13 protein-coding genes and 1 tRNA gene are annotated in these 11678 nt (G+C 39.9%); 11 read left to right on the plus strand and 3 right to left on the minus strand.

Going from position 1 to position 11678, the window contains the following annotated elements; translation table 11 throughout:
* Positions 1-238: ribosome assembly RNA-binding protein YhbY (yhbY, locus tag ACSHXM_RS18605; protein ID WP_435691301.1), on the minus strand; the 238-nt coding region annotated here is incomplete at its 3' end.
* Positions 239-553: 315 nt separating this feature from the next.
* On the opposite strand from yhbY, the gene ftsH reads away from it, so the two are divergent.
* The 6 genes from ftsH to ACSHXM_RS18635 all read left to right on the plus strand — a co-directional run bounded on the left by ftsH (position 554) and on the right by ACSHXM_RS18635 (position 6103).
* Positions 554-2515: an ATP-dependent zinc metalloprotease FtsH gene (gene ftsH, locus ACSHXM_RS18610; RefSeq protein WP_435691304.1), complete on the plus strand. Its 1962-nt coding sequence runs from the start codon at positions 554-556 to the stop codon at positions 2513-2515.
* 85 nt (positions 2516-2600) lie between these two features.
* Positions 2601-3434 (plus strand): dihydropteroate synthase, encoded by an 834-nt coding sequence (folP, locus tag ACSHXM_RS18615; RefSeq protein ID WP_435691306.1) that lies wholly within the window; start codon positions 2601-2603, stop codon positions 3432-3434.
* Complete coding sequence (gene glmM, locus ACSHXM_RS18620; protein ID WP_435691308.1) at positions 3431-4771, plus strand: phosphoglucosamine mutase; 1341 nt, start codon at positions 3431-3433, stop codon at positions 4769-4771. The genes folP and glmM overlap by 4 nt, the downstream gene beginning before the upstream one ends.
* Positions 4772-4869: 98 nt before the next feature.
* On the plus strand, positions 4870-5616 hold the full coding sequence (gene tpiA, locus ACSHXM_RS18625; RefSeq protein WP_435691310.1) for a triose-phosphate isomerase: 747 nt from the start codon (positions 4870-4872) through the stop codon (positions 5614-5616).
* 9 nt (positions 5617-5625) lie between these two features.
* Positions 5626-6000: a preprotein translocase subunit SecG gene (secG, locus tag ACSHXM_RS18630; RefSeq protein ID WP_435691312.1), complete on the plus strand. Its 375-nt coding sequence runs from the start codon at positions 5626-5628 to the stop codon at positions 5998-6000.
* An 18-nt stretch (positions 6001-6018) separates the two neighbouring features.
* Positions 6019-6103, plus strand: a tRNA-Leu gene (locus ACSHXM_RS18635).
* Positions 6104-6267: 164 nt separating this feature from the next.
* Here ACSHXM_RS18635 and lpxH read toward each other — a convergent pair.
* Both lpxH and ACSHXM_RS18645 read right to left on the minus strand, forming a co-directional pair.
* A complete protein-coding gene (lpxH, locus tag ACSHXM_RS18640) occupies positions 6268-6996 on the minus strand; it encodes a UDP-2,3-diacylglucosamine diphosphatase (RefSeq protein WP_435691315.1) in 729 nt (242 codons plus the stop codon).
* An 86-nt stretch (positions 6997-7082) separates the two neighbouring features.
* Entirely contained in the window at positions 7083-7577 is a 495-nt protein-coding gene (locus tag ACSHXM_RS18645) for a peptidylprolyl isomerase (RefSeq protein ID WP_435691317.1), read from the minus strand.
* A gap of 173 nt (positions 7578-7750) precedes the next feature.
* On the opposite strand from ACSHXM_RS18645, the gene cysS reads away from it, so the two are divergent.
* From cysS to ACSHXM_RS18670, 5 genes are all read left to right on the plus strand, one after another.
* Positions 7751-9133, plus strand: coding sequence for a cysteine--tRNA ligase (cysS, locus tag ACSHXM_RS18650; RefSeq protein ID WP_435691319.1), 1383 nt, complete (start codon positions 7751-7753; stop codon positions 9131-9133).
* 556 nt (positions 9134-9689) lie between these two features.
* Complete coding sequence (locus tag ACSHXM_RS18655; protein ID WP_435691321.1) at positions 9690-10157, plus strand: hypothetical protein; 468 nt, start codon at positions 9690-9692, stop codon at positions 10155-10157.
* 56 nt (positions 10158-10213) lie between these two features.
* A complete protein-coding gene (locus ACSHXM_RS18660; RefSeq protein ID WP_435691323.1) occupies positions 10214-10672 on the plus strand; it encodes a GNAT family N-acetyltransferase in 459 nt (152 codons plus the stop codon).
* A 74-nt stretch (positions 10673-10746) separates the two neighbouring features.
* Positions 10747-11142 (plus strand): ACT domain-containing protein, encoded by a 396-nt coding sequence (locus tag ACSHXM_RS18665; protein WP_435691325.1) that lies wholly within the window; start codon positions 10747-10749, stop codon positions 11140-11142.
* Positions 11143-11229: 87 nt separating this feature from the next.
* On the plus strand, positions 11230-11478 hold the full coding sequence (locus ACSHXM_RS18670) for a DUF3297 family protein (protein ID WP_435691327.1): 249 nt from the start codon (positions 11230-11232) through the stop codon (positions 11476-11478).
* Positions 11479-11678: the final 200 nt, after the last annotated feature.

Raw genomic sequence — 11678 nt, forward strand, 5'->3', positions numbered from 1 at the left:
GACCAATACTTTGCACTTTGATGGCTTGAGTTTCTCTAACGATAGCATCCATGATTAAAGATTTTTCTTCTTTGTCATCTGTTGGAATTTTAACTTTAATTAATTCGTGAAAACTAATCGCTGATTCGATTTCGGCCAAAACACCTTCTGTTAACCCGTTTCCACCTAACTGAACTACGGGTTTTAAAGAATGTGCTAAACCTTTTAGGTGCTGCTTTTGTTTGTTTGATAATGTCATTGTGTAATTATTCTTACAATTTATTTAATTAAATATGGTTGAAAATCGGTATTCTACCGCCATCTCTCATTTATTCCTAATTTCAATATGTTCGATGACTAAGAATAAACAATCAGAAAGTCGGAATAGTATTTAAGGATGACGGTTTTGATATGTTTTTAAAAATGTACAAAAAGCATCCAGAGCAGGTTCTAGATAAGTTTATCTAGTAGCGACAGGATATAATTTATAGTAGTCTGGCTTTTTCAAACAAAGAAGCGCAAGACGCATTTCAAAGAGTCAATAGACTCATAGTAACAACAGAGGTTTAACAACTTGAGCGACATGGCAAAAAATTTAATCTTATGGCTGGTTATCGCTGTCGTATTGATGTCGGTGTTCCAAAACTTTTCCGGTAGCGATTCTAATCAATCTAACATGAGCTACAGCACCTTCGTGAAGAACGTTGATAATGGCATGATAAGTAGTGCTAATTTCGACAAAGAAGGCGTGATAGTGGGAACAATGCGCAACGGTGAAAAATTTACCACAGTTGTGCCATATCTAGACATGAAATTGATGGATCAGTTATTAGAGCAAGGTGTAGACACCTCAGGCACTCAACCTGAAGAATCTTCATTACTCACCTCGATCTTTATCTCTTGGTTCCCAATGTTGTTACTAATTGGTGTTTGGATATTTTTCATGCGTCAAATGCAAGGTGGCGGTGGTAAAGGCGCCATGTCTTTTGGAAAGAGTAAAGCTCGCTTGTTAGGTGAAGACCAAATTAAAACGACTTTCTCTGATGTTGCTGGTTGTGATGAAGCTAAAGAAGACGTAACTGAGCTAGTAGACTTTTTACGTGACCCAAGCAAGTTTCAAAAGTTAGGTGGTAAAATACCTAAAGGTGTTTTGATGGTAGGCCCTCCTGGTACAGGTAAAACCTTATTAGCTAAGGCTATTGCTGGTGAAGCAAAAGTACCGTTTTTTAGTATTTCAGGTTCGGACTTTGTTGAAATGTTTGTGGGTGTAGGTGCGTCTCGTGTAAGAGACATGTTCGACCAAGCTAAAAAATCAGCACCTTGTATTATATTTATTGATGAAATTGATGCAGTTGGCCGTAAACGTGGTGCCGGTCATGGTGGTGGACACGATGAGCGTGAACAAACACTTAACCAAATGTTAGTAGAAATGGATGGTTTTGAAGGTCACGAAGGAATCATAGTGATTGCCGCGACTAACCGTCCTGATGTGTTAGACCCAGCCTTGCTTCGTCCTGGTCGTTTTGACCGTCAAGTGATGGTGGGATTACCTGATATTCGTGGTCGTGAACAAATATTAAAAGTACATATGCGTAAAGTGCCATTGGGCGACAATGTTGAAGCTTCTTTAATTGCACGTGGTACTCCCGGATTCTCTGGAGCTGATTTAGCAAACTTAGTCAATGAAGCTGCATTGTTTGCCGCACGTAATGATAAACGTGTAGTAAGTATGGATGAATTTGATAAAGCAAAAGATAAGATCATGATGGGCTCTGAGCGTAAGACCATGGTCATGTCTGAAGAAGAAAAAACCAATACTGCATACCATGAAGCGGGTCACGCTATTGTTGGTCGTTTAGTGCCAAAACATGATCCCGTTTATAAAGTATCAATTATTCCAAGAGGTCGTGCTTTGGGTGTGACTATGTATTTGCCTGAACAGGATAAATACAGTTCATCAAGAGAAGAATTAGAATCTAGAATTGCTACTTTATTCGGTGGCCGTATAGCAGAAGAGATAACATTAGGAGCGGCTGGTGTGACAACCGGTGCATCAAATGATATTGAACGTGCTACTGATATCGCGCGTAAAATGGTGACTCAATGGGGATTATCTCCAAAAATGGGCCCAATCAATTACAAAGACGATGAAAACGAAATGTTTATGGGCGCAGCACCGTCGTCCATGTCAGCTGAAACGTCACGTGATATTGATGCTGAAATAAGGTTATTAATCGACAGAAACTATGAGTTAGCAGAAACACTGTTAAAAGATAATATGGACATCCTTGAGGCCATGAAAGATGCCTTGATGAAATATGAAACCATAGACGCTAAACAGATTGATGACTTAATGGATAGAGTTGAAGTGCGTTTACCAGCTGATTGGGTACGTGATGGTAAAGGTGATGATTCTGATAAACCATCTGGTGGAGCAACTACTGCTGATAAAGATGCTGTAGATGATAAACAAGAAGCTAAAAAAGATGATACGCCTAAGCCTGACGTAGGCAATCCGGAAGATGCTCCTAGCTAATTATAGTTAGAGGTTATTAAACGCTTTGTTGATTTATCAGCAAGGCGTTTTTTGTTTAAAAAGGTTAAAACTAGTCATTTTATGTATGCAGTTTAAAGATAAGTTTATCGATTTAGCTAGCCCACGGATAATGGGCATATTAAATGTCACTCCCGATTCATTTTCTGATGGTGGACATTTTAATAATATAGAAAAGGCTCTATTTCACGCTGAGTCAATGGTCGGTGAAGGTGCTGATTTTATTGATGTTGGCGGTGAGTCTACGCGTCCTGGTGCGCAGGAAGTCACTGAACAAGAAGAACTAGACCGAGTGATACCCGTTATCGAAGCAATACGCACTCGGGTAGATTGTGTGTTGTCTATAGATACAAGCAAAGCAAAGGTGATGAAAGAGGCTGTGGCGGCCGGAGCTGGGTTAATTAATGATGTCAGAGCTTTACAATCACCCGGTTCACTAGCAGCGGCATCCAAAGCAAAAGTCCCTGTATGTATCATGCACATGCAAGGTCAACCTAAGGCCATGCAAAATAACCCTAGCTATCAAGATTTAGTGAAAGAGGTGAAACACTTTTTACAAGCAAGGATTGAAGATTGTATTCAAGCGGGAATAAGTGTGGATAATATTATTATTGATCCTGGATTTGGGTTTGGAAAATCCATGGAGCATAATTATCACTTATTAGCTAAATTAGACACTTTTAAACAATTAGGTTGTGCAATTTTGTCCGGTACCTCGCGCAAGTCTATGCTGGGAAAGTTACTGGACAGAACAGTAGAGCAAAGGCTAGCTGGTAGTATTGTTACCGCTGGCATTGCAGTGCAAGGAGGCGCTAATATCTTGCGGGTGCACGACGTCAAAGAAACATTAGATGCGATTAAAATAACAAGCTTAATCAATACTTACAGGAGTAATAAATGAGCGACAGAAAGTATTTTGGTACAGACGGGATTCGAGGAAAAGTAGGCGAAAGCAAAATTAATCCTGAGTTTGTCATGAAGTTAGGTTGGGCAGCAGGAAAAGTACTCGCCGGCACGGGCACAAACAAAGTATTGATTGGTAAAGACACGCGAATTTCAGGTTACATGCTTGAGTCAGCGTTGGAGGCAGGTCTTTCAGCTGCAGGTATCAATATTGGATTATTAGGTCCCATGCCCACGCCAGCTATTGCTTATTTAACCAAAACTTTCCGTTCAGAAGCGGGCATAGTCATTAGTGCCTCGCATAACCCTTATTACGATAACGGTATTAAGTTTTTCTCTGCTGATGGTATGAAGTTAGACGACGAAATTGAAATTGCTATCGAGCAACAAATGGATCGTCCCATGGAGTGTGTTGCATCAGATCGGTTGGGTAAAGCGGCCAGAATAGATGATGCAGCAGGGCGTTACATTGAATTTTGTAAAGCTAACTTTCCATCAGATTTGTCGCTGAAGGGCTTAAAAATTGTGGTGGATTGTGCCCACGGTGCAACGTATCACATTGCGCCCAATGTACTTAGCGAGTTAGGTGCAGAAGTGATTGAAATTGGTACTAAGCCTGACGGTTTAAACATTAACCATAAAGTGGGGGCCACTTCAATGAAAGCCGTCACAGAATGTGTATTAGAAAATAATGCAGATTTAGGTTTTGCCTTGGATGGTGATGGCGATCGCATTATGTTGGTTGATCACAAGGGCAATGTCATTGACGGTGACCAAATTGTTTATATCATCGCTCGAGACGTACTTAAGTCTGGAAATTTAAAAGGCGGTGTAGTGGGTACGGTTATGAGTAATTTAGGTCTAGAAGTTGCCCTAGCTACTCTAGGTGTACCGTTTGCTCGCAGTAACGTAGGTGACCGTTATGTTATGGAGTTACTGAAACAAAAAGGTTGGTCTATTGGTGGTGAAGGTTCAGGTCATGTATTGAATCTTGCCGCGGCATCGACAGGCGACGGAATTGTGGCCGGCTTACAAGTATTAGCTGCGATGTTGCACGCAGAAATGACTTTAAATGAATTAAGTCAGGGGATGGTCAAATATCCGCAAACATTGATTAATGTTAGGTTTACTGATGGCAAACAACCGCTGGACGATAAATTAGTCAAACGAGCCGTTATTGATGCTGAAAAAGCATTGGAAAATAAAGGACGAGTGTTGTTGCGTAAAAGTGGTACAGAACCTCTTATTCGCGTAATGGTTGAAGCAAATGATGCGCAAGATTCAAGTACTTGGGCGGAATATATCGCAGATGCTGTTCGTAAAGTGAACGAATAACCTATTCAGGGGGCAATATTCACCTGAGCCCCTTGTATATTTGGGTTGGGTTGGTTAATATCTCGCGCGCTTTTTAATGCGTTGAAAGGAACATAATTGTGACATCAAGTACTCGTCGACCTCTAGTAGCTGGAAATTGGAAAATGAACGGCGATAAGTCGTTGGTTGAAAAAATTGAGTCGCAGTTAAATCAAGCGAAACTTTCAAATATGGATTGGGTTATTTGTCCACCTGCTCCATATTTAGGTTTATTTAGCAGTTCGACTAAATTGGGCGTACAAAACGTCAGTCAATTTGATTCGGGTGCGCATACTGGTGAAGTTTCTGTATCCATGCTTAAAGAGTTTGGTTGTGGTTATGCCATTATTGGTCATTCAGAGCGTCGTGAAGATAATTTTGAATCTGATGAAATAGTTGCGCAAAAAGTAGCGAAGGTATTGGAAGCTAAGCTGACACCGATTTTATGTGTCGGTGAGCCAGAATCAGTGCGTGAAGCAGGCACTTTGTTTGACTATATCGCCGCGCAATTAAATGCAGTATTAGACCTAGTTGGTATTTCGGCATTCGCAAATTTAGTATTGGCTTACGAACCCATTTGGGCCATAGGTACTGGAAAAACAGCTAGTCCAGAACAAGCACAAGAAGTTCATGCTTTTATCCGTGAACACTTGGCTAAACAAGATTCAAACGTTGCGGTCGGTATAGTTATTTTGTACGGCGGCAGTGTTAAAGGTAGTAATGCGAAAGAATTATTTTCTCAAGCAGATGTAGATGGCGGTTTAATTGGCGGAGCCAGTTTAAATCCAGAAGATTTTTTAAGTATTTGCTTAGCAGCAAATCAATAGAGGCAGCACATGTTTTACGAAGTATTAATTATTGTTTATTTGATTGTAGCCATAATGTTGGTTGGTTTTATATTAATCCAACAAGGTAAAGGCGCAGATATGGGCGCTTCTTTTGGCGGCGGCGGGTCTAACACTGTTTTTGGTTCTGGTGGTTCAGGTAACTTCCTAACGAGAACTACCGCTATTTTAGCCACAGCATTTTTTGTCATTAGCTTAATCTTGGGTAACCAAACTGCTGACAAAGAAAAAGGTGCTGACGAATGGCAAAACCTTGATGTGCCGGTTGTTGAACAAGCTATTGAAACAGACGTACCTGCTACAACGACGACAGAGTCAGACGTACCGGCTTCTGAGCCTGCTGAAGAAAGCGACGTACCAAACTAGTCATTTAAATACAAACACGCGGATGTGGTGGAATTGGTAGACACGCAGCCTTGAGGGGGCTGTGGCTTAGGCCGTGGGAGTTCGAGTCTCCCCATCCGCACCAATATAAGGTTCTATAAGAACCAATAAAGACCCGAAAGGCCAATAAAAACAAGCCTCTCGGGTTTTTTATGTCTAAAGTTGTTTTTAATAAACGAATAACAATTTGAAGTTAAAAGCCAAAGGTAAAAGGCCATAAGTTTAAAGCTTAAGGTTAAACGTCTGAGGTTAAAAATCGATAGAGGTTAAATCGAAGCCGTCTTTATATACTTTTAAAATACTGCCTTGATCATACCAGTCGCCCAATACAATACGCTGGGCGGGTTGGTTATCAAGCGTTAAATCGTGAATAGCAGGTCTGTGAGTATGACCGTGGATAAGCCTTTGCACTTTGTGCTCTTGCATACTTTCCACCACATCATCTGGTGTCACATCCATAATTTCGGCTGTAAGTTTAGTATGATTTTTTTGACTGGTTTTGCGGCCTTTTTCTGCAATGTTTCGGCGTATTTTTAAGGGCAGGCTTAACATTAACCTTGGCCACCACCAACCACGCGCCTTTTTACGAAACTTCTGATACACCACATCTTTAGTACACAGTTCATCACCATGCATGATTAGGGTAGGTGTACCGTATAAATTTACAACGGCTTGTTCTGGTAATAATGTCATGCCAGCAAGTTTGGCAAATTTATCTCTGATTAAAAAATCACGGTTGCCATGAATAAAATAAACCGGAATACCACTGTCACTTAATCTTTTAAATACAGCTGCAATACTCAAATTAAATTGACTTAAATCATCATCACCAATCCACATCTCAAATAGATCACCTAATACATACAATGCTTCTGCTTTGGGTGCCTGGTCGGTTAGAAAGCGAAATAAACATTGAGTGATATCGTCTCTTTCAGCGCATAGGTGTAAATCAGATATAAAGTAGCTAAATGCTGTCATTCTATTCGAAATATTTGTATTTAAAGGGGAGGGGGAAGCGTTTGTTCGATCTGAACAAACGCTACTAAAAAACTAAATGTGTCGTATTACTCGACAATTTCAGCTTTTTGGATCACAACATCATCTACAGGTACATCTTGGTGATAACCCGAGTTGCCTGTTTTTACATCTTTAATCTTGTTCACTACATCCATACCGTCTGATACTTCAGCAAATACGCAGTAGCCCCAACCATCAGCGCTTTCGCTGCGGAAGTTCAAGAATGCATTATCGCCAACATTGATAAAGAATTGTGCTGTAGCTGAATGTGGTTCGTTGGTACGAGCCATAGCTACGGTACCTATTTCGTTAGCAACACCATTGTTTGCTTCGTTTTGGATAGTTGCTTTTGTTTCTTTTTGTTCCATACCTGGTTCAAATCCGCCGCCTTGGATCATGAATCCATCAATAACGCGGTGAAATATTGTATTGTCGTAAAATCCTTCTTTCACGTAATCTAAAAAGTTAGCCACAGTGATAGGTGCTTTATCAGCAAAAAGTGTCAGTGTAATTACACCGTAATTTGTATGGATTTTAACCATTGAGAATGTCCTCAGTTTGCGAAGTACTACATGGAGGGCGCATTTTAGCCTAAACATCTGCCATTTTTAAAGCTTTTAGTGGAATTGACTAATGCAGCTCGTTGTTCTCGATGGTAGAATTCGGCCTTTCAACACACTCAATCTTAAATTTTCACCTACAGGATCAAGAATAAATGTTACATATTTACAACACCTTAACTCGCCAAAAAGAGCAGTTTACACCCTTACACTCAGGGAAGGTGGGCATTTATGTGTGTGGTATTACCGTTTACGATTTGTGTCATGTGGGCCATGCCCGTACTTATTTGAGTTTTGATTTAATGGTGCGTTACATGCGTTCTCGTGGATTAGAGGTTAATTACGTACGTAATATAACTGACGTTGATGACAAAATTATTGCCAGAGCTAATGAGCGTGGATTAACACCAGACCAAGTCACCGAGCAAACCATTAAGTTAATGCACGAAGATTTCGCAGCAATAGGGTTAATAGAGCCTGATATTGAACCCAGAGTCACGACCCATATCCCAGAGATTATCGATGTGATCCAGCGCCTAGTGGATAAAGGTTATGCATATCAAGCCGAAAGCGGAGATGTGTTATTTGAAGTTAAAACCTATGCAGATTACGGCAAGTTAGGTCGTCAGGATCTAGAACAACTCAACGCGGGCGCGCGAGTTGATGTAAACAATGATAAACGTGACCCAATGGACTTTGTGTTGTGGAAATCAGTTAAGCCTGGTGAACCTTTTTGGGAATCGCCTTGGGGGAATGGCCGTCCAGGTTGGCATATCGAATGTTCAGCCATGAATCATAAACATTTAGGTGAACATTTTGATATTCACGGCGGTGGCTCTGATCTGATTTTCCCTCACCATGAAAACGAAGTGGCACAATCATGCTGTGCTTTTGATACCAAGTATGTGAATTATTGGATGCACACTGGCATGGTGCAGGTTGATCAAGAAAAAATGTCTAAGTCGCTTGGCAACTTCTTTACCTTGCGAGATGTATTAGATTTGTACGATGCTGAAACCGTACGTTTCTTTTTAATGTCGGCTCAATATAGAAGCCAATTAAGTTATTCAGATGCTTTTATAAAACAAGCGCGAGCGTCACTTGAACGTTTGTATACGTCTTTGCGTGACGTTACTCCAAATAAAAACGTAGATATGAGTCTAGGCGATTATCAAACGCGTTTTAATCAAGCTATGGATGATGACTTTAATACTCCCGAAGCCTTCGCCGTGTTGTTTGAATTAGCCAAAGAAGTGAATAAAGCTGAAGGTCAACACGCAGCTGATTTAGCTGGCGTAATGCTCAATTTGGCTGACATTTTAGGTATCTTGCAACAAGTACCTACTGAGTTCTTACAAGCGGGTGTAAAAGCCGGTGGCGATGATGACGTAGCGGAAATCGAAGGGTTAATCAAAGCCCGTAACGATGCACGAGCAGCAAAAGATTGGGCTGCAGCAGATGCGGCTCGTGATGCATTAAAAGCCATGAACATCGTTTTAGAAGATAATGCGGGTAAAACGAGTTGGAGACGAGGTTAGGTTTGTTGGCTTAACCTTAAGCCTTTTTAAAAGTATGAGCGTTGCTCATAAAATATTCACTTCGTTCACCGCAATCTCGATAACTGCGTCCTGCGTTCTTCTACCTTCCGCCTTCCTTGGCGGTCGCATGCGTTTTTGATACAGCATCCTTGCTGCACCAGTGACTCTTTTTCAACAGCAAAAAAGAGTAACCAGAAAATGCCGTGCTCCAACCAAGTTCTAATGCCTGCGCGACTTGCCTAACAAAAATCGCAATGATTTGTTCCCTACAAGCATTGCTCAAATAACATCCATGTTATTTCCTTTTTGTTAGTCAGCGTTGCTCGGCGAACTAGGATTCGCGGGTAAATAAAAAAAATGTGCTTCGCACGCAAGGCATGGCTGCGCCATTAACATAATTTTATAAATACCATCTGAACTGGAGAGTTTTGGGTGGTTAACTAACTGCCTTTTGCTTCACTGGCATAAAACGGTTATAAAAGAATAACCTAGAGGTCGCATAAAATTACGATAACAATTGAGAATGACATAATTATTATGTTTTTAAGGAGACTTAGTGCCAGAGCTAAATTATTCTGATTTATATGATGAGATCGAACAATTCACAACATTACCTCATCAAATAGATGACGTTTCTGTTGAAAAATTTAAAGCAGTTTACGGCTCTGAGAAAGCAAGTACTTCTAAAAATATAATTTATTTCTTACTCTCTGAAAAGCCCATCCCTAGAGTCCTAGGTGAAAGTCGTATTATTTATATTGGACTAACAAAAAGTAGTTTTAAAACTAGACGATATAAAGATGCTAAGTTGCATGCGACTTCTAAAGCTAACAAACTAAAATACTCCGCAATAATAGAAAATTATGGGGCTATTTCTGTCAAGGTTTGTGATTACGCTAGATATGGAAAAACGTTAGCGGAAGCAGAGGGACAGTTTCTATGGTGGTACTTTCAAAACCATTGTGAATATCCTCCAATTAATTATACAAAAACAAAAGTTAGAAATGATGTAGTAAAAACATAACAAGTAGCTACTTAATTAAAATTTAAGTAAACCATTTGTGAGGCGTTGGAAATTTGATGCAGTTAACACAACCTATGGAAGTACATCTTGTTAAGATGATGACTTGGTTTGCCGATGAGCAGGAGTTGAAAGATTGGGCTGGGCCTAATTTTCGCTATCCGTTGAGTTTGTCGTCTTTTACTGAGGATTTGAAACTTAACAAGTTAAAGTCCTTTGTGCTCTTATCTAATAAGGCGGAGTTTCTCGGTTTTGGTCAATATTACTTACGTTTAAATAAGTGCCATTTGGGGCGTCTTGTTGTTAATCCTAAATTTCGTGGTCAAGGCATTGCCTTTGAGTTGATGTCTCAATTATGTGCTCAAGGGTTACAAGAACTAGGTGTGACTGACTGTTCGTTATTTGTTTTGGGGTACAATGAGAGTGCGATTAAGTCTTATAAAAAATTTGGCTTTGAATTTACTGACTATCCAGAAGAAATCTTTTTAGAAAACTGTTTATATATGGTTAAACCTTAAAGCCTTTACATCGAGCTTATAATCTACAGTTAGTAAATCAAACCTCATAATAATTGTTACGCAAGGAGCTCCCAGTGGTTGGAGAAACGAATTTAACTAAATTACTGGCATCAATGTCACCTAAGTTAATGGTGGGGGAGTATGTGTTTTGTAGCGTACAAGGTGAATATGCAGAGTTCTGCAAATTATCCCCATTAGCTACTTTTCTTGAAGAGGAGGGCTTAACCTTGGTTCTTTCTAAAGAAGTGGCTTTGGCTAACCAATTAGCCTTTGAGTCAGTATTTAAGGGCATTACCTTAACTGTTCATTCAAGCTTAGATGCGGTGGGTTTAACCGCAGCTATTTCAACTAAGCTGGCTGAAAAGGGGATCAGTGCTAATGTCATCGCAGCCTATTATCATGATCATATTTTTGTGCAAAAAGAAAAAGCTGAATTAGCCATGCAAGCATTAGGTGACTTTGGCCATTAACAAATGTGTCAATCCAGAATGTAACTCTTGAGCCAATTGGGCGCTTTGATTACAATGTCGCACTTTTAATTTTTAAGATTTTTTATTATGAATGACACTAGTTCACGTCCTGATTTACCCGATCGCCTTTCTGGTGATTCTCGCAGTAAGCACTACGTAGAAGAAATATTTGAGCACGAAATTGGTATTAAGTTAAATGGTAAAGAACTGACCAATGTCGAAGAGTATTGTATTAGTGAAGGTTGGTTAAAAGTACCGTCTCCTAAAGCATTAGACAGACGAGGTCAGCCAATGTTGATTAAATTAAAAGGCAAAGTGGAAGCTTTTTATAAATAGCCTGAACTTGGGATAAGTAACTTATTCTCTTAGGTCATAAATTCTTATGGCCTAAATATTTTATAGAGGGGTATTTAGAGCTCTGGCTAAAGATCTTAACCTCGATAGTATTAAAAAACATTTCCTACTTTCTTAAATTCGATTCAAGTTCAATTCACATAACATCTTTGCAAATACGTAAAAATTCGGCCGAATAAGTC

Origin of the sequence: Paraglaciecola sp., from assembly GCF_051252315.1 — a bacterium.
Classification (GTDB): Bacteria; Pseudomonadota; Gammaproteobacteria; order Enterobacterales; family Alteromonadaceae; genus Paraglaciecola.